The organism is Pyrodictium delaneyi (assembly GCF_001412615.1).
GTDB classification, from domain to species: Archaea; Thermoproteota; Thermoprotei_A; order Sulfolobales; family Pyrodictiaceae; genus Pyrodictium; species Pyrodictium delaneyi.
On the sequence record NZ_CP013011.1, the window covers coordinates 709,057 to 727,596 of the forward strand.

General features: G+C 61.9%; 18 protein-coding genes. 7 read left to right on the forward strand and 11 right to left on the reverse strand.

Annotated features, from left to right (window positions below; genetic code table 11):
* Positions 1-200: 200 nt before the first annotated feature.
* Positions 201-491, forward strand: a complete 291-nt coding sequence (locus Pyrde_RS03695; RefSeq protein ID WP_156327997.1) for a hypothetical protein — start codon at positions 201-203, stop codon at positions 489-491.
* Between the two features lie 499 nt (positions 492-990).
* Here the strand turns inward: Pyrde_RS03695 and Pyrde_RS03700 are convergent, their stop codons facing one another.
* From Pyrde_RS03700 to Pyrde_RS03740, 9 genes are all read right to left on the reverse strand, one after another.
* Positions 991-2,451 carry a hypothetical protein gene (locus tag Pyrde_RS03700; protein ID WP_055408311.1) on the reverse strand — a complete coding sequence of 487 codons (1,461 nt, stop codon included), beginning with the start codon at positions 2,449-2,451 and terminating at the stop codon, positions 991-993.
* A 1-nt stretch (position 2,452) separates the two neighbouring features.
* Positions 2,453-4,354, reverse strand: a complete 1,902-nt coding sequence (locus tag Pyrde_RS03705; RefSeq protein WP_055408313.1) for a VirB4 family type IV secretion system protein — start codon at positions 4,352-4,354, stop codon at positions 2,453-2,455.
* Between the two features lie 34 nt (positions 4,355-4,388).
* Complete coding sequence (locus Pyrde_RS03710; RefSeq protein WP_156327999.1) at positions 4,389-5,015, reverse strand: hypothetical protein; 627 nt, start codon at positions 5,013-5,015, stop codon at positions 4,389-4,391.
* 5 nt (positions 5,016-5,020) lie between these two features.
* Positions 5,021-5,350 carry a hypothetical protein gene (locus Pyrde_RS03715; protein ID WP_055408317.1) on the reverse strand — a complete coding sequence of 110 codons (330 nt, stop codon included), beginning with the start codon at positions 5,348-5,350 and terminating at the stop codon, positions 5,021-5,023.
* Between the two features lie 44 nt (positions 5,351-5,394).
* A complete protein-coding gene (locus tag Pyrde_RS03720) occupies positions 5,395-5,808 on the reverse strand; it encodes a hypothetical protein (RefSeq protein WP_156328000.1) in 414 nt (137 codons plus the stop codon).
* Positions 5,809-6,039: 231 nt separating this feature from the next.
* Complete coding sequence (locus tag Pyrde_RS03725) at positions 6,040-6,813, reverse strand: hypothetical protein (protein WP_156328001.1); 774 nt, start codon at positions 6,811-6,813, stop codon at positions 6,040-6,042.
* 98 nt (positions 6,814-6,911) lie between these two features.
* Entirely contained in the window at positions 6,912-9,041 is a 2,130-nt protein-coding gene (locus Pyrde_RS03730; RefSeq protein WP_197272734.1) for a hypothetical protein, read from the reverse strand.
* Positions 8,951-10,186 carry a type II/IV secretion system ATPase subunit gene (locus Pyrde_RS03735; RefSeq protein WP_055408325.1) on the reverse strand — a complete coding sequence of 412 codons (1,236 nt, stop codon included), beginning with the start codon at positions 10,184-10,186 and terminating at the stop codon, positions 8,951-8,953. The genes Pyrde_RS03730 and Pyrde_RS03735 overlap by 91 nt, the downstream gene beginning before the upstream one ends.
* 4 nt (positions 10,187-10,190) lie before the next feature.
* Entirely contained in the window at positions 10,191-10,523 is a 333-nt protein-coding gene (locus Pyrde_RS03740) for a hypothetical protein (protein ID WP_055408327.1), read from the reverse strand.
* 84 nt (positions 10,524-10,607) lie between these two features.
* Between Pyrde_RS03740 and Pyrde_RS03745 the strand changes: the two genes are divergently transcribed.
* From Pyrde_RS03745 to Pyrde_RS10395, 3 genes are all read left to right on the forward strand, one after another.
* Positions 10,608-11,888, forward strand: coding sequence for a hypothetical protein (locus tag Pyrde_RS03745; RefSeq protein WP_156328002.1), 1,281 nt, complete (start codon positions 10,608-10,610; stop codon positions 11,886-11,888).
* A 186-nt stretch (positions 11,889-12,074) separates the two neighbouring features.
* The gene (locus Pyrde_RS03750) at positions 12,075-12,380 is read left to right on the forward strand and encodes a hypothetical protein (RefSeq protein ID WP_055408330.1); all 306 of its coding nucleotides are present in this window, start codon (positions 12,075-12,077) and stop codon (positions 12,378-12,380) included.
* A 182-nt stretch (positions 12,381-12,562) separates the two neighbouring features.
* Positions 12,563-13,423: an integrase gene (locus Pyrde_RS10395; RefSeq protein WP_082419448.1), complete on the forward strand. Its 861-nt coding sequence runs from the start codon at positions 12,563-12,565 to the stop codon at positions 13,421-13,423.
* Between the two features lie 71 nt (positions 13,424-13,494).
* Here Pyrde_RS10395 and Pyrde_RS03760 read toward each other — a convergent pair whose 3' ends face one another.
* A complete protein-coding gene (locus Pyrde_RS03760) occupies positions 13,495-13,947 on the reverse strand; it encodes an MFS transporter (RefSeq protein WP_231656788.1) in 453 nt (150 codons plus the stop codon).
* A 14-nt stretch (positions 13,948-13,961) separates the two neighbouring features.
* On the reverse strand, positions 13,962-14,720 hold the full coding sequence (locus Pyrde_RS03765; protein WP_257719969.1) for an MFS transporter: 759 nt from the start codon (positions 14,718-14,720) through the stop codon (positions 13,962-13,964).
* 445 nt (positions 14,721-15,165) lie between these two features.
* On the opposite strand from Pyrde_RS03765, the gene Pyrde_RS03770 reads away from it, so the two are divergent.
* Genes Pyrde_RS03770 through Pyrde_RS03780 form a run of 3 tightly spaced genes read left to right on the forward strand, consistent with a single transcriptional unit; the run spans position 15,166 to position 18,487 of the window.
* A complete protein-coding gene (locus tag Pyrde_RS03770) occupies positions 15,166-17,085 on the forward strand; it encodes an anaerobic ribonucleoside triphosphate reductase (RefSeq protein WP_055408338.1) in 1,920 nt (639 codons plus the stop codon).
* 53 nt (positions 17,086-17,138) lie between these two features.
* Positions 17,139-17,744 (forward strand): hypothetical protein, encoded by a 606-nt coding sequence (locus tag Pyrde_RS03775; RefSeq protein WP_055408340.1) that lies wholly within the window; start codon positions 17,139-17,141, stop codon positions 17,742-17,744.
* On the forward strand, positions 17,732-18,487 hold the full coding sequence (locus tag Pyrde_RS03780) for an anaerobic ribonucleoside-triphosphate reductase activating protein (protein WP_231656789.1): 756 nt from the start codon (positions 17,732-17,734) through the stop codon (positions 18,485-18,487). Before Pyrde_RS03775 ends, Pyrde_RS03780 begins: the two co-directional genes overlap by 13 nt.
* Positions 18,488-18,540 lie beyond the last annotated feature (53 nt).

Below are 18,540 nucleotides of genomic sequence, written 5' to 3' on the forward strand. Positions count from 1 at the left end.
CAGCTACACTGCCGCCGTGAATCACTCAAGCCTATCAGTGATTCATTGAGGTAATGTAGAGTCTATGGCTCCCGGCCCGATACTGTAGAGATAGAACGCGTGTCCACTGTATACACATGACTACCATTGATAACCCCGATGGAGAGATTATCAATGGCTGTAATGTCTACGCGGCAGTCACGCACGGGTGGAGCACGGCGATGGAAGCCCTGCATACATATATTACATGTATTCTGGGCCCATACTACACCAGGGGGCTACAGGCTATGAGCCGCGCAGAGGCGACGAAGAGCACAGTGGGGGACACGGTGCCCATGGAGGTTCTGGAGCGGGTGGCTGGGGAGCTGCGGCGCTTCGGGGTGAGGGTCTACGTTATGCCCGACCCCCGGGGCGTACCGGACCTCTATATCCGGGAGGAGGATAACGCGCTCCTCGACAGGCTGTGCGACGAGAAGAAGCTGAGCAAGGCCGCCGAGGAGCTGCTTTGCTAGCAGCCAAGCTCCTCGTACACGTTCTCCCGGTAGCCCACAGCCTCCACGACCACCATGCACTTCTCGGGGAGCACCCTGTAGGCGAGCCTTATCCTCCCCACGCGTAGCTTCCACAGCCCGCGGCAGCGGCCGTGCAGCGGCTCCCCCGCATAAGGGTCGGCTGCGACGACCTACTTGGCTCTCTCATAGTACTCCATGGCCTCGGGGTGGCGGCGCAGCCACCGACGAGCACGACGCGGCCCGGACAACCTCCCACTCCACACACTTCTCGGGCACGGATTGACCCCCATGCACCTACGCTGGACCCATTCAATCGTAAAAACGTTGTGCAGCCAGACTGCCTCTAGAAATGCATACATTGCCTCATGGCTCTACATCGCTGAATATTGTTCAGGCATGTGGGCTCGGTACCACACTCTAGCTCAAGGAGTAGTATATGCGTGTACTATGTGTTATACTTTGCGTGAAACGTGTTAAACGTGTTAGGCGTGGACGCCGGCTATACCCGTACCCACTTGCGGCCCGTCATTGTGCCCAGCCCCGCCAGCGCCACTAGCAGCACTAGTGCCGGCGCCAGCCACCGGCCCTGCCTCGCGGGCTCTACGTGGAGCCTTACCTCGATGCTGTTGCCTGCTTGGTCTACAGCTATGACGGTGTAGTTTCCTGGGGGCAGCGAGGCGGCGTCGAGCCTGTAGACCCTGCCCCGGGGCTCTAGCTCCCTGTAGACCCCGCCGCCCCTCTCTATGACTATCCTCGCCAGGCTACCGCACTCCCCGGGATCCTCGAAGACCAGTGTGTCGCCGCTCCGGCTCCACGTCGGCGCACGGTGGTCCTCTACCCGCTCTACCACCGTGGGCTCCTCCGCCGGCTCCCAGTGGATTATGCGGCACTCATCGTCCCGGACCAGGAGCCAACCGTACGGGTATACTATACTAACATTGTACTCTAGCCTCTCCCTGTAGGCCTTCCCGCTGGTAGCATCATCCACCGTGGCCTCGATTATTACTCGTAGCTCGATACTCCTCGAGGGCGGCGTGGGAGGCGCCAGGAGGAATGGTAGCTCCAGTGCCGGCTTGTCGAGGCTAGGCGGCCAGGTGTAGTTGTCCGCGCTCCACGCTGTGAGCAGCTGCCAGCCCCTCCACACCTCGACGCGGGGCATGTAGACCAGGAGCTGGCCCATGAGGGGCTCCAGGAGCTCCTCGCCATGCTCCTCCAGGCCTGTGGCTATGTTCCATACTCTCAGGGTGCAGTTGCCCGGGAGCCCCGGGCTAGGCCACTCGCAGTAGACGTCCACGGGCAGGTAGGTCTTGTTGAGCACACGGGGGATGATGGTCACGGTCGCGGCGTCCGCAAGCGTGATGGTGGTCGTCTTGGTCCTTGTCTTGGTGAGCGTCTCATAGCCGGCGCACTTTTTCTTAGTAGTAGTCGTCGTGGTGTTGACTACCGTAGTGGTTGTTGTGTTGCCTATCGTGGTGGTCACCGTGGTCGTGGTCGTTATCGTCTTTGTCTCCGTCTTGGTCCTGGTGCAGATGCTCGTGGTGTAGCGCTGCCACGCAATGTAGCTGCACCTGCAGCCGTAGCCCAGGACGTGCCCTCTCAGGCTCGCCGCCTCGCCGGCGTGCCACACAGCGCTGCACGCCACGCCCTCGCTCTCATTAAGCGTGATAGCTGCGGGGCAGTTGCTGCCGAGCAGCTCTAGGTCGCCGCGGAGGCTGCAGGTGCACGTCAGCAAGGCCGGGGGGCTGGGGCCCCAGCGGGGGCTCCACGGTGGCGGACTAGTGTCAGCCAAGGTGTTCGAGACGTGGTAGTAGGCGGTGGCGTTCATGCAGCGGTACATGCTGTCCTCGAGCCACGGGTCGAGGGCCGTACCGGCATCGCCCGGCCGGGCGTGGACCACCGCAGCGAGGAAGGCTACCACGAGGGCAGCGCCGGCGTAGAGGGCTAGCCTCGAGGAGTCCATCCTAGACCTCTACCTCCTCGAGGCCTGCTGGCTCGGGGGCGGTGTGCGCTGGTTTCTCGCTGAACGGTGTTGTAGAGAAGGCTTCGAGCTCGTCCTTGCTTATCATTACCTCTACTCTTAGCCTGTAGCCGCCGGCGCGGAGGAGCGCGTAGCCTCTTGGAGCGTCTAGGAGGAAGCTCTGCTCGTTCTCGCTCAGCGGTATAACCTTGACAAGCTCGTCGAGGGCTGCCGCGTCGAGCCCTAGCAGTATCTGCACCTGGGCCTGCGTCACCACAGTCTTCCCATGGGGGTTCTCGAGGACGTCCCCGGGCTTCTGGCTGATGAACACGAAGTGTATCCCGCGCTTCCTGCCACGCCTAGCAATGTCAGCCATAAGCGACGCCAGGCTCTCGTACTGCATGAAGAGCCATCCCTCGTCCACCACTAGGATGCTCCGCCTGCCTAGAAGCGCCGAGAGAAGCGACGAAACCAGGCTCGCCACCAGGGCCTTTGTATCCTTGTCCTGTATCCCGCTTAGGTCGAATACCGCGCCGTGCCGCAGCCCCCGGGGCGGCTCGCCCTCGTATATCCACGCGTCGGCGCCAACCACGTTCTCCATGTAGTTCTTCAGCTTCTGCGAGGCCTTGTCGTACACCTCGAAGATGCTAGTAGAGGAGCGCACTAGCCTGGTAAGCTCGCCCTCCAGCTCCCGGGGTATACCGTAGACGTCACGGAGAATCGCTACAGCCTGCTTGGTGGTGATTAGCTCGCTCTGGGCGAGCCGGACCGGGTCCAGCCCCGCGCCCTTCCCATGTAGCCTGACTACAGCGGCGCCGGGTGCTAGGCGGTCTACGATCCTCGCATACTCCCCCTCGGGGTCCACTATGTAGGGCGGGTACGGGTAGCGCTCCCTTAGCCGAGAGAGGTAGACCTTGGTGAGCATGCTCTTGCCTTTGCCGCTCTGCCCTATAATGACCCAGTTGTAGTTATCGTAGGCGAACGGGTTCACAATAACCGGCGTGCCAGTGTCAACGTTCCTACCTAGTAAGACACCGTCCGGATGAACTAGCTCCTCGCTAACAAAGGGGTAGAAAGCTGCCAAGCTGAACGTGTCCGTCACGAAGCGTGGCACGAGCCAGTGCCTCGACAACAGCGTGAATGACCTGCGTAGCTCGTAGAGGGGTGCTTGTAGGCTCCCGGGGGCGTAGAGCTCTATCCTCCTAGAGGCCGCCAGGCTCTCAAGGTCATAGCATTTCTCGACTAGCTCGTGTTCACTCCTGGCACGGACAACTAGTATCGCAGAGAACCGGAAGAGGGCCGCAGCCTCAGCCTGCAGCTGCTCTAATGCCCGTAGCTTTGCTATCCTCCTCTGCAGCTCGGCGTTCGAGGGATCATTCGCAAGGAGTGCCTCGAGCCGCCTTATGAGGCCTGGCAGCTTCTTGCTGGCCTCCCGAGGCTCAATACGGTTAAAGAACAAGTGGACCTCTGACGCAATACCGTAGAACTCTCCTACCACGGCTTCAGGCAGGAACGCTGGCAGCCCTGTTACCACGTAGCTCCTCGCCAGCGAACCGTCCTCGAGGATAACAGCAGGCATAGAGACAGTACGGGTCTTCGCTTTCCCCTCCTCATCCTCGCTATAGACTGGTACCTCTCCACGCGCTATAGTCCGCCCCCTAGGCCTCGGCCTCGGTGGAGGCTCAGCGGGCTCTGCCTGGAACCCGAAGCTAGAGGGGTCTACGGGGCTCTTCGCGAAGAGGCTGAACCGGTAGAACCTGAAGCCCCACGCCTCCTCCTCTAGGAGGAAGAACGATACAAGGAGCCACGGGCTGGCGTTTAGCAGGGACATCCACCGGGCTAGGAGCTTAGCTCTCTCCCGCTCGCCTAGGGCGGCGAATGGCTCGGGTATGATATGGTACCACAACCGGCCTCCCCGCCCTCTAGCCGGGGCGGGGAGACTAGCGCTCCACGAGGACGCGATACCTCGCTAGGAGGGCCGGGGGCTCGGCGCTATACACCTCTACCGTGTGCTCGCCGGGCTCCTCGAACTCCACCCTCGAGGACCACTGCCCGGCGACCCGGAGCCTGCGCACCTCGACACCGTCTACAACTATGCGGAGCACAGTCTCCCGCTCAGCAGAGCCGCTAAGAGTCATAGCCGCGTAGCCGGTCTCGCGCATCCTAAGCGTGACACGCTTCTCGACCACCCGGGGCTCCTCCCGCTCCTCTGCCCCGGCTTGCTCCTCCCCGCTCCGCCCCCTCCTCTTCCTGCCAGCCTTCTGCGTCTTCTGGCCCAGGAGTGTGTAGAGCAGCACCGCCTCTGGACGCACAGGCCTGTCTACGAGAAAGAAGTACACGAAGGGGAGGAGGGGTAGGAGCCCCAGGAGCTTGAAGACTCCGGCCTCGAGCTCGAGGCCGGGCAGATAGACCCTAGGCTCCGAGGGCATCTTGAGTGCGTCCACGAGGGCCAGGGCTATGATTACAGCTAGGTAGGCTAGGCGGCGGAGGGTGAGAGCAAAGGAGCCGAAGTAGACGAGAGGCTCGTCAAGAAAACCCCGCTCGGGCTCGGCTACCACGTCGACCACTATTCTCACCCGAAGAGGAAGTAGGCTATCGTCAGCGCGAAAGTTATTATGAAGCCGCCTATCAGCACGTTCCGCAGCTTCTGCGGAGCCTCCTTGTCGCCCTGGTAGAACTGTATCCCCGTCCATATCAGCCCGCCGAGGAACAGCATCCATGCTATGAAAATGATGAATCCTAGGAAGCGGCTGAAGAAGCCCTTGACCTCCGGCGGAGCATCCGGCGTTATGTTCAGCTCTGGCGGCTTAACCACTGTAGCTGTCTCCGCGTAGGCCACCAAAGGGAACTGCCCCACGAGCAGCACGAGAGCGGCTACCGCGCATAGCTCCACACGCCTCACGGCTATGCACCTCCACGGCGTGGATTGGAGATGAAAAAGGAGGGCTAGACCTGGAATGAGAATTCATCCTCCTTGGTCTTTCCGCCTTCCTCGTAGACCACCTTTATGACGTGCTTGCCGCCGGGCAGCAGCTCGTCGAGGTCTATGGTTTTCTTGTGCTCGTCGCCGGGGCCGAGGCTCTTCGGGAGCCCTAGGTCGCTCGTTATGTTCCTCGTGCCGTCGATGTAGACCTGTAGGACCTTTATCGCCGAGCCACCGCTGTTACGCAGCGCTATGACCAGGTGTGTCTCGTCGTCCAGCGTTATCGGCTTAACCGTTACATCAAGGCTGCCGTGCGTCATCGAGGATACTTGGCCCTGAGCCCAGCTATAGATGCCGTAGGCCGCTACGATGCTGACAATCGTCAGGGCTATCGCGGCTACCACGTAGCTTACCCCGCGCAGCTTCGAGCGCCCCATAGCCCCACCCCGTTCTCTCCGCCCTACAAGCTGGCAAGGGAGACTGCCATGACGTGGAGGCTCTGCTAGCCGGGGCGAGACCGGGAGAAAGAGCAGCCACGGGGCCATGGCTGAGGAGAGTAATGCATGGAGAGGCATGGAGGGGCGTAGATGCGTGGGGGTTAAAGGGGGCCGTGTAGAAGAATCAAGTCGTTCATCGGTCTCCGATGTGTTTCTCCCGTAACACCCGCTTCATGGAGTGTCTCCCAGGAGCCGCCACCGGCCCTCCGCCACCCGCGCTACGTAGCCCATGTCTGCTAGCTTCCCTAGCAGCTTGCCAGCAGAGTTCGGCGTCAGAGCCATTAGCTCTGCGAAGTCGTCTGTAGAGAACTCTCTATCCCCGAAGACTCTCCTCATGCTGCTGAGGAGCGCGTGCACGTTTATCTTGACCCGTGCGGATATGTAGTGCTCGCCCACGCTCCCAGCCCTCCACTCGTTAGAGCGTGCCGGGAGAAGGAGAGCAGCCACCTCGCCACGCCACGTGTCGCCGACGTAGCACGTCTCTATGCCGCGGCAGAGCGGCGTATAGCCATCGAGGGCCACGACTATGGAGGCGTACGCCTTGACCCTGCCAGCGTGGACGCCCAACAGCTTGTAGGCGTAGCCGCCGCGTAGGAGCTCGCGGTGGGGTATGCCTAGCCTCTCCGCCACAAGCCTTACGGCTCGGTAGAAGCTAGCCCTCGAGGACCCTGCTAGGCTCCAAGCCTCCTCAGGCTTCATCCTCTCCCGCCGCTGCCGGGCAGCCTCGACAGTATCTATCCAGAATATCGTGGCTGCCGCTAGCGCCCTGGGGTCGCGGCCGCGGCCTGGGCCCACCAGCTGGGCTAGGAGCCTGGCGAGACGGGCAGCTTCGAGCGCGTTGTATCCCTGGCTCCTGGCTAGCCTGTCGACGTGCTGAAGGTACTCGAGAGCCCCGGGCATCTCCGGTATCGGTGGTGGAGGAAGACGTCGCACTAGCACCTCCAAGACACTTCTCCCGAGGGCCATCTCCGAACAGGTCATACCCGTTTAGCGTTGCCCGCTTGCAATTCTTGAGGATTTGTATGGAGGGGGTGGAAGAGGGGCTAGCGGGGGAGGGGCAGCGGGGCCATAGCAGCCAGTGCTGCAAGCAGCACGGCCAACAGCGCGTAGAGGGTGTTGCGCAGTGTCTGGTCGCTGGCCTTGGCCGCGAGCAGCCCCATAGCTAGCCCCGCTAGCCCGGCGAGGGCTAGGCTCCACTGGTAGGCTACGTCGAAGGCCGCGAGGACCTCCCGGGGCAGCGCCATGGGGCCCTTGGAGAGCACAGCCGTCTCCAGGTAGCGGCGGGCTATCGGCGCCAGGAAGCGCAGAGAGGCCACGGCGCCAGCGGGCGTCAGCACCGCCATGAGCTGCAGCATCCTCAGCCTCTCGCGGGCCTCCCTCCATGCCTGCAAGTGCATCTCTACGAGCCTTACAAGCCTCTCCAAGGCCTCCGGCGACGCGGCGCCATACCTTGACATGAGGTGTAGCGTCGAGAGCACGTAGCGGAGGAGCCACGACTGGGCCTCGACGCGGCCACGGGCTGCTGAGCGCAGCCTGAGCGCCAGCACACCGCCCACGTGCTCGGCAGCCAGCTCCAGCGCCCTAGGGACCGGGTGCCCCATCTTCACGTACTCTACCACAATCCTCAGAGCGTCTGCCAGCCTAGCCTCCTCGGCCCTCTTCACGTTGTACTGTGTGAGCCACATGGCGCCGTAGGCGCCGGCGGCGAGCGCTAGGCTCGCAAACACCACGCCAGCGCCGGGCTCGAGGAAGCCTAGGAATGCCATGAGTGGCGGGATGCTCGCAGCTATGGCTGCCGCAGCCACGCCAGCGGCGTCCCGGTACTTCTCGCGGAGCCGAGGCTGCACTGCGTTCAGCATGAGGTAGAATGCTGTGGCTAGCAGCGGGAGGCCAGCAGTCATCGCGGAGAGCATCGCCACTACAGCGTGCATGTTCAAGACCAAGGCGAAGGCGGCGAACAAACCGACGCCGAGGAACACGACAACGAGCGCCATAACGGCGTTTGCGCGCTCCGCGTACTCCACCAGCCTGACGCGCAGAGCCTCCATCGCCCTCCAGACAGCGTCGCCGAGGTAGGCTGCCACGTCCCCACCACTGCTCTTCACAGCGTCCACGAACCTGTAGAAGTCCCTCAACACCTTGCTAGGCTGCATGGCAGCTACGAGGCCTAGTCCGCGGCGGGCATAGACCCCGTCGAGCCATGTGCCGGGAAAGAGCTCCCTGTGGCGCGCCGCCTCTATCAGCGCAGCCTCGGGCTCGGCGCCCCCGCCCGAGACCATGAGCCACATCCAGAACGCCACGTAGGGGTGCTCCTCCTCCGCGAGCCTGGCTCTCTCGGCTAGCTTCGCCCTGGCGTAGGACTTTATCCCGAGAACCGTTAGCAGCGGCAGAGGGGCTGCGGCTACGAGTATCCACGGCGAGAAGAGCAGCGCCAGGGGTACCAGTGCCAGGACAGCCACAGCGGCCAGCAGTATACTACTAGATACCAGGTATACTGCCTCACGCCGGGTGAAGCCAGCGCCGGATAGCCTTAGGTCCTCGCTGACACGCAGCTTCTGGTCGAGCCGCTCAGCCAGCCTATCCATGGCCGGAAAGGTGCTCCGGGCAACCACGTACCACGGCGGCCGTCTCTTACCTACCCTCACTACGGGGTGGTAGAGAGACCGGCCTAAGAGCCATACACCGGCGGCGAGGGCCCCGGCGCCCGGCAGCAGGCCGCTCTCGACAGGCAGCATGCCCAGCGCTGTGGAGGCTATGAGCACCGTGGCCTCGGCTATGACTAGCACGGCAGCGATGAATGTGTAGGGGTTGCTGAGACGTATCCTCCAGAGCCTGTAGGGCGCGTGGCGGCGGCGCTCCTCCATGACAGTTATGAGTCTCCATAGTGCCTCGCTGAGGAGCCGCCCGGTCAGCCTGACGTAAAGCCATAGTGCTATAGCCAGCCCAGCCAGCAGCGAGAGAGCCACAACAGCGAGAAGGATGCCGCGCGTGGGGACCTGTGGGCGGAGGGCGAGCCAGAGGGCGAACCCTAGGGCTGTGAGGCTCACGACGGCGTACGCCAGCTCCTCGGCTCGGCCCCGCTTCACCCAGCCTCCCCGCTCTCCTGGCCGGACGGGGAGACGCAGCGCCGCGGCTCGCCGCGCTCCTCCCACGTATCGGTGTCGCTGCTCCACTCCCATAGCAGCCTGAACTCTCCCTCCCAGCGCTCCCAGAGCCCGAGCATCCTCCGGGCCCTGCCTCCCTCGGGCAGCTCGACGATGCCGAGCAGTGCCACGGCGTGGAGGTTGTCTAGCAGCTCCTTGGGGACTCCTAGCAGCGTGAGCCTGGTTGTTAGCTCCTCGATGTTGCGGGCGTGGAATGTGGCGGCGCTGGCGACCCCTAGGGAGGCGGCGTGGAAGAGGTACACTACCTCGCGGAACCGTGCCTCCGCGACCGCGACCACATGCGGCCGGAGCCGGAGGGCGTGCTTCAGCAGGTGCTCCATGGTCACGGTTATCCTCTCGGGCTCGGCTAGGCTCCTTGGCTCCCTTGTGTGGAAGCTGCTCCAGTTACGCCTCCGGAGCCGGACCTCCGGGGTCTCCTCGACAACCACCACCTTCCAGTCGGGGTCCGGCAGGCTGTCGAGCAGCGCGGCCATGAGCGTGGTCTTCCCCGCGCCCGGCGGCCCTATCACGAACACCATGCCGCCGCCGAGGAGTAGGCAGCGCAGGTACTCGGCGGCCTCCCTGGGGAGGAGCCGGAGCTCCACGAGCCGGTCGAGGCTGTAGGGCTGGCTGGGGAACAGCCTGACAGTCAGGCTAGGCCCCGTGGAGGCCACCAGCCCCAGGGCCGCGGCTACCCGGGCCCGCCCGTAGTCGAACTCCGCGATGGGGTAGGCCGGGTTGATGCTGGTCCCCGCGCGTACGCTAAGCTCCCGTATAACGTCCTCCAGCGCCTCCCTCTCCAGGACCACGCTGGACTCCAGGTAGACGCCGGGCACCTCCCTGTGGACCACGTACACGGGCCCAGGCCGCGGCACCGACACCTCCTCGAGGCCCTCGTCCAGCACCATGGGGTAGAGGGGGCCCCAGCCGCTCATGAGGCGCCGGACATGGTACTCTATCGCCGTGGCCTCGCGCTGGTAGACCTCCGCGTAGCCCAAGTGATCGGCGGCCGTCGCGATATTGTCGCTCTCGGGCTCCAGGCCCCGGAGCGATAGCCACTCCTCGATGGCCTTGACGGCCTCAGCAGCCTCTGGTGACAGCGCCGGCTCCTCGACGACGTAGCTCCGGGTCCTTGGGTCCACCATGTACCTGACAGGCCCTATCGTGTACTCCACGCTCTCACCCGCATACGGGCGGGGATACGACGTAGTACTGGCCGGGCGGGATAGTGCCGTTAAAGACGGGGACCGTCTCGTTCCAACCGTCGTTATCTATATCCGCAAAGACCCAGACCTTCAGCCCCATCTCCCGCAGCTCATCCACGTCTATGCTGGTGAAGGCGTAGCAGACGGCATGGGTGCTGTTGACGCGTATGCTCTGGAACGCGTCCACATCACCGGTATGCTGGAGCAGCTCAACCCTCGGGGCAAGATAGCTGACCAGGAGAGCACCGAAGACGGAGGCTATGACGGCGAGGGCCACCGCGCCCACTATCTCCGAGACCCCGCGCACTCCTCCGGGCACCCCGCTAGGAGAGCAGGCGCCGGGAGACGCGCGTCTCCCGGCCCGCCCCTCTAGGACGGAGGGGTGGGAGAGGTGCGCGGACAGGGCACGGTCGTTGCAGCCGCGATAGTCCTCCCCATCCTCATAGCAGCCACGGCGGCCGCTATACTGAAGTGGCAGCAGATGGCGAGCGTCGAGGAGCTGGTGCAGACCAGCAGGAGCCGCGTCGCCCACGCAGCGGAGATGCTCAACGACACAGCGCTACATGCTAGGGATAGTGCCCTCGTGCTCGTGCAGACCAGCGACGGCCAGCTCTTGCTGAGGCAAGTGGACCCGGGCGAGACGCTAGCCCTGCCACAAGGTAGCCGGGGCTGGATCCTCGTGGGGCCCGCAGCCCAGCCCCTACAATCACTCATAAACGCCACGAGGGTCTACGAGGCGCTGGGCGAGATTGACAGCACAGTAGAGCAGCTCAACAACACCCTAAGCCAGCTCAGCTCCACTATATCTGCGGTAGAGCTGATAGCTAATGGCTACCTGGATCCACTCTTCGTGGAGTATAGCGACGTGCTGGATCCGAACGCGTACCGTGGCTACGTGTACGTGGGCGGGTACACACTGGGGCCTCCCATGGTGCAGCTTAGGAGCCCATATGTCTGCATAGACTATGGTAGAAGGACTGTAGAGATGAACCTGATGACAATAAGTCTGCCCGATGGGGGTAGCATCAGCGTCGTCGGCACGAAGAGTAGCGAGGGCAGCGACAGGGTTTACGTGGAGTGGTGGGTGACTTGGCCTAACGGGACCAGCGTCCTCGTAGCAAACATTACGGGCAGTGCGTGGCGTAGCTTCAGCTTCACCGTCGGGAGCTACACGGTCACTGTCAGCGGCTACTTCTCCTGGACGAGATATACGTGGTGCGGAGAGTACACGTATATCCCGTGGCTCTACAGGGTCACAATCCGGATCATTGGCGAGAGAAGCGCTACACTATATATATCCACGACGGACGTGGAATGGCCCGTTGACTGGTTCAGGTGGACCGGGAGCTACAGATACGACACAATAAACGAGCTCGCTGCGAACCAGGTACTCCTAGTAGACCTCCAGACGCTCTACTGCCGCCAAGTACAGAACTATGGCGCGAGCTGCGTCCTCGTGAGCAGCCAGCTCGATAAGCCCGTACTAACGCCGGGTAGCGCCAGCAGCATAGTGTATAGTGTCTCGTCAGAGGCGACAACAAGCTGGACGACATGCAGGTGCATAACCGTGACCAACCCCGGGCCATCGAGATACATAACGGTAAACTTCGACGGCGTGTGGATAACACTACCACCAAGGACATTCACAGGCTCGCTCTTCGAGAACCCCTAGCCTGCCAGCCTTTTCTTTGAACAGCCCCGTGTCCCCTACCCTCCGGTTTACGCTAGCCGGCTAGAGTGCTCGAGGGTGGGGTCTCGGCCTAGGAGCTGGCTGACAGTAGTCAAAGAGCCGGCTGACGCCCCGGCTTCCCGGGCGCCGTCTCCCCGGTCAGCCGTTTCTTAGACGGAGGGATGGGCTGTGGGCGACTGGGTCCTCTGCCGGATATTCTTCTACGGCGAGAAAACCGTGGAGATATGCAACCAGTTGCTCGACGAGCTCGTAGAACGGGGCTACATACACATAGCCCGGAGCGACCCAGAGAAGAGCATCAAGTACCACGTAGCCAAGAGGCTACGAGAACTAGGCATACTAATGCACCGGACCATAGAGAACTGCCGCCTCGACCGCATACACCGCATCTACGTAGCCGACCGCAAGAGGATGGCAAAGCTACGCCTCGAATTCGACCAGCTCGACCGCCCATGGCCCATATGCATAGACTAGTGCTCCAGCCCTATCTCCTCTTTTCGTCCCGTCTCTCCTCCCTCCAGGCACGTGGATGCGGCATCCATGTCTAGCTATCCTTCTATACTAGCTCAGTACCAGCGAAGACAGTACTATCAGGTATACATTACCGATAGGGATAACGTTAGCTATCGCCGCTACGGCCATGAACGGGTGACACAATGCGGGCCAGAGAGGCTGTCATAGACTGGGAGGGGTTCGGGGAGTATCTCGAGCTCCTCGGGCTGTCGAGGAAGCGTCGTAGCGACCTCCTGCGCTATGCTAAGCGCTACTATAGGCTGCTATGGGCTAGCCCGGTGGAGGCTGCTAGGGTCATCGCCGTGGAGAGCCCTCATGTGGCTGTGAAGGTCCTCGCGGCCCTCTCGAGGCTGGCGGAGCATCTTGGCGTCGAGGAGGACTGGGCCCGGCGCCGGCGTGCGATACGCCGGCTCCTCAGGTATAGGCTCCGTGGGGCGCTGCCCCGGAGTCGTGTGCCCAGGTACCTCCGCGAGGAGCCTGGGTTCGTGGAGAGGCTGCTGTCCATAGCGAGGAGGCTGCCGGGCAACTACCGGTTATTCGCGGCCTTCATGCTGGCGACGGGGCTTCGGAGCCTCGAGGCCCTCCACGCGTACCGCGGCTACCATGTGTACCGGGTCGAGCGCTGGGGCGTCCCCCACCTGCTGCTATCGTGGGATAACGGCAGCAAGCGTGCATGGCTAGCGCTCCTAACGCCGGAGATAGACTCGAGGCTGCAGACCATAGACGCGCACGGGGTCAGCTACACCAGGCTGCGCATGCAGTGGAAGCGGGCCTGCCGGGAGCTGGGCCTAGACCACCGCGTCTACCGCATCTACGACCTGAGAACGGCGAACGCCACGCTACTCCTCGAGGCCGGGGCGCCAGCCTGGCTCGTCGACGGGCTACAGGGCAGAACAGGGCCCGAAATCCTCATGAAACACTACAATGCAGCCGAGCTCCCAGTCATCTACAGGAAATGGTACCTACCAGCCCTACGAGAGCCTGTCAGGCGGCTCCTCGAGTAGCAAGGAACTCCACCCTCACACGGCGGAGGTCCGGGGTTCAAATCCCCGCGGGCCCACCATCCTCGGTTCCTCTATGATGTTCCCCTCACCTCTTTAGCGGGGGTCATAGTCCTCGTCACGTGTCTCCGTTCTCGCATGGCATATAGTATCGCTATGGATATTGCTAGTAGTGCTGCTCTTATCGTGAAGGGTAGTGTTGAGTCTATTGTGGCTGTTAGGCCTACTAGTGCTGGGCCTGGTAGCGCTGCTAGTCTCCGGCCCGTGTTGAAGATTGCTAGCGCTGTAGCTCTGCTGGCTATGTATCGTCTGGCAATCATTACTGGTGGGGCGGCCTGTGGTAGTGTGTTAGCGATTCGCCAGAGGAGGAGCGCAGCTAGCGATAGTTCTGGTTTGTAGGCGAAGAGTAGTGATACTAACGCGGCTAGGCTCCAGCCCAGGATGGCTGTGGCTCTTGGTCCTAGGGTGTCTACTAGGCCGCCAGAGGCGAGGCCTCCTAGAGCTACTGCTACAGAGGCTATGCCCATCGCTGCTCCGTATTCTACCGCCGTGAACCCGGCCTCTTCCATGTATATACTGGTATATACCATTCTAGGCCGTTGGAGGTGAGCATGTCCAGCCCATAGGCTGCTACGAGTAGGAGGAGCCACTTGTCGCCTACTCTCAGTACTCGTCTAAGCACGTGGTGCACGGGCTGGCTAACTTCACCGGCTTGTACGGATACTGTCTCTGTCTCTGTAAGGAGTGTAGCAAGTAGTAGCTGTAGTGCTAGGGTGGCTACTCCTATGACCAGTAGTAGGCTGTACATGCCCTGCTCGTAGAGGTAGCCGGCTAGCGGCAGCGTAGCCAGTGGCGGCAGTGAGGGCGCGACGCGGACGGCTAGCATGTAGAGGGTCCCTTGTATCCTCCGCGGGGACGACTCTAGCGCTAGCGCGTGTATGGCTGGCGAGCCGAGCCCAACAGCGAGGAAGTACGCGGGGAAGCCAGCGTAGACCGGTACTCTGCCCGGCAGCAACATGGAGGCGAGGGCTAGCGCCGATGCCGAGAGGCTGGCCATTAGGACCTTCTTTCTGCCAAGCGTGTCGGCTAGCACACCGCCGGCTAGGTTGCCGGTCAGTATGCCTACCTCGGAGGCGGTGTAGAGGAGCCCCAAAGTGGTCTTGGAGAGGCCTAGGCTCTGGGAGGCGTACAGCGGGAAGAACATTATCCACATGCCGCAGAGCCCGGTATACAGCGTGTTCATGGCTAGTAGCAGTACGTAGTTCCTCCTAGCAGTGGGGCCCCTCTCTGGGCGCGGTATGGTTCGTCACCGTTTCTTGGCAGTTGCATCCACGCAGGTAGCCCCTCATACCCACATATATGGCTAATCCATGTTTCTATCCCTGGGCAGGCTACGCTATAGAAGGGGACAGGGCTGTAACTCCTCCCCAGGGCGATGTAGAGGCCCTTTCGTTAGCTGACCCGGGGGCCTCGGCCCGCGGGGGTGGTGTGAGCCCCGACTCCTGAAGCCCCTCCTTGTTATCCTTACGATGTCTGTCTGCCTTCTCCTCTCCTGTACAGGCGGTCTTTCTCCGGGTATTCCCGGATGAAGGCATGGACCCTGGGTCCAGGTTTTAACCAGTGACGTGGCGGGGTACCACCCCGATAATTCATATCGTATTACCTGCGCATTTTCTGACTGGCTCGCCTCCAACCCGGCTAGGCTAACTATACGGCTAGCGCCATATACCAATGGGGATGCTGTCATGGAGGCAGCGAAGAATGCAGCGCGCCCAGCGGGCTCTGCAACGGTAGCGGAGTATCTAGAGGCCGCTGGCTTCGACGTCTTCGAGAACGCTAACCGCTACCCTGGGCCAAGCGGCCTCCTCACATACGTGGCGGAGAAGGCCCTAGACACGATAGTCTATAGTGAGCTGCCCGAGCCCCTGGCGAAGGCCCACCTCGACGGCAGGGTCTACGTGCACAAGCTCCCCTACGCGCTCTACATACCCTACTGTAGTGGTCACAGCGTGGAAAGGCTCCTCCGCAAGGGGCTCCGCACGCCAACGATATCAGCGCGTCCTGCCAGGCACTTCGACACCTACGTGGACCATGTGGCGAACTACCTGATAGCCATGCAGCACTACTTCAGCGGTGCCCAGGCGTTCGGCGCGGTAGAGCTCTACGCGGGTCCCTTCATAAGGCGCGACGGCCTAGACTACCGCGCAGTGAAGCAGGGTGTACAGAGGCTCATCTACAACCTCAACTTCCCCAGCCGCGCGGGCATGCAGACACCGTTCACCAATTTCACGGTGGTCCTAGACGCGGCGCGGAGCAAGCTAGAGAAGGATGATGCAGTCTATGCGGGCGAGCCCACGGGCAAGCTGGGCGAGTATCTTGACGAAGCGCGGCTCTTCGTGAAGGCTCTCTACGAGGTCCACGGGGAGGGTGACGCCGCTGGCAGGCCCTTCACCTTCCCAATACCCACCATAATGACGACGAGTAGGATGCTCTTCGACGACCCCGAGGTATTCGAGGCGGTGTTCAACGCGGCGGCACGGAGAGGTACCGGGTATTGGCTCAATACCAGAGTCGTGGATCCGGACGCGAGCTTCGCTATGTGCTGTAGGATAAACATAGACATGAACGAGCTTCTCCACGCTATGAGGGTTGGGCCCAAGAGTATGAGGATACGCGACCTCCGGCGGGAGCTCGAAGAAGCCCGCGAGGAGTACATCAGGAGCCTCGAGCGCCAGAGGATGGGTGGCCTCTGGGCAGTCCCCGACATAACTGGCAGCAAGGTCGTCATCACCGTCAACCTTCCTAGGCTAGCCCTCGAGGCCCGTGGTGATGATGCGGCCTTCACGGAGGCACTTGACGAGACCCTGCGGCTCGTAAGGCAAGGCCTAGAGTGGTTTGCCCGGCGCTACGAGAAGCTGTCCCGGCTCTACCCCGGCTTCTACAGCATGGTGCTCGACTACCTACCCGAGGTCTTCAAGCTGACCGGTACACCGTACTTCCTAACAGTGGGCGTCATAGGGCTCCCCGAGGCAGCAGCTATAATGATGGGCGACCCCAAGGCCTGGCGTGAGGGCAGCAGGAGCCAGTGGCGCGAGATGGCCGAGTGGATGCGGCGGACAGTAGAGTACATCGTGGAGCGTACACGCCGCTGGAGCATGCGCACCGGGCTAGCCTTCAACGTCGAAGAGGTGCCCGGCGAGAGCGCCGCAGCAAAGCTGGCCCGGCGGGACTCCAGGCTCTACCCACGGGTCCTCGACTACCTCCCGGACCCAGAAGAGCCCGTGTACAGCACGAGCATAGCGCCGTACTACGCGCCTATGGAGCTATGGGAGCGCGTCGAGGTCGAGGAACGCGTACAACCGGTCTTCACCGGCGGCGTGATGATGCACATCTTCCTCGGCGAGGAGCCAGACCCAGAGGCCCTCGCAAGCCTAACCAGGAAGCTCACAGCGAATACAAACCTAGTCTACTGGAGCTACACGCCAGCAGTAACAGTATGCCCCAAGTGCGGCTGGAGCGGAATAGGCCTGATAACATCCTGTCCACGCTGCGGCTCGGAGACAGAGATATGGAGCAGGATAATCGGATACTACCGGCCACTAAAGAACTGGAACCCGGCTCGCCGCCGCGAGTTCTGGACACGCCGCCACTACAGCAGAATCTAACGCCTCATTACATTCTCCCATGCCCGCATTTATGTGGAGGCCTGGAACCCGCCTTGCCGCTCATATCCTTTATAGGAGTCCACGGCTCCGGGAAGACCTCTACAGCCCGGCTCCTAGCCCAGCTCTACCCAGACTGCTACAACTACCGCGAGCTAGAGGCCATAGACGAGGCCCACGGCCTGCCACCAATTGCGCGTCAGCTTCTCTTCCTCTCAAGATTCATAGACGGGTATCTCCGGGCGTACAGGGAGTCTCAGAGAAACAGGAAGGCAATAGTCATGGATAGTCATCCAGTGCTCGTCCCCATCTATAGCCGGTGGTGGCTCCGAGGCCAAGCAGAGGAGGCCATAGAGGCTATGGAGAAGCTACTCCAGGCGCTCCCGCCTGCAGACCTGCTCGTCTACATAAGGGCCCAGAGCGCCGAGGAGATAGCACAACGCATCCTCATGCGGGGCCGCCAGGTCGCCCAAGAGGAGGCCAACCCGGAGTACATATCGTTCATAGACCGCGAGGCCTCGAGGATCGTCGAAGAATATGGTGGCAGACTAGCCCGGAGGATAATAGTCCTCGAGGCCGGGGAGCCTCTAGAAGAGAAGGTGCGCCGAGTACACGCGGAGTACACTAGGCTAGCCGGAGGCGCCTGGGCTTGCAGCTACTAATCGGGGGCTGGAAGGCGCCTAGCCTAGTAGACGTAAGGGGACGTGCCACTTTCACACTCTGGCTTTGTGGCTGTAACTTGCGCTGTCCCTTCTGCCACAACTGGCGGCTAGCAGAGACATCGCCTGAAGTCTGCCGTAGAGTAGAGCTAGATAGAGTAGTAGAAGCGCTTTCTGAAGCTGCTAGGCTTGTAGACATGCTCCACGTGACTGGCGGCGAGCCCCTACTACAGCCCCGGGGGCTAGAGAAGCTGTTAGAAGCGAGCCGCGAGCTGGGCCTCGGTAACAGCGTCAACACTAACTGTACACTCCCCGGCATACTCAAGCCAATGCTAGACCGCGGCCTCGTGGGCCATGTCGCAACCGACCTCAAGACGCCCTTCCAGCAGTTAACCGGCCTACAGGAGGATGCGGCAAAGCGGCTCTACAATGGGTTCCTAGAATGTCTCAGCATGCTGGCAGACTACGGGGTCGAAGTCGAGCTACGTATACCTGTGCCTAGGGAGATACCAGGCTACGTGGAGCTGCTCGGGGAGAGCCTCAGAAAAGCAGCAGAAGCACTTCAGGGCACAAAGTGGTACGTCGTTGTGAACCCACTCCGGGGTCAACCCTTAGTAACCCCTAGAGACAATGACTGGTGTACCAAGTACTGCAACCCCGAGCAAAGACTCGTTGGCGAGGTTGTAGAAGTAGCACGAAAGTTCGCCGGAAAGGTGTATGTCAACCGTACGCTCCTCTCTGCCTAGCAAGACGTAAACTGATGGAAAGGCCCAGGGCTAGCCCTCTGGGAAATCTTCTT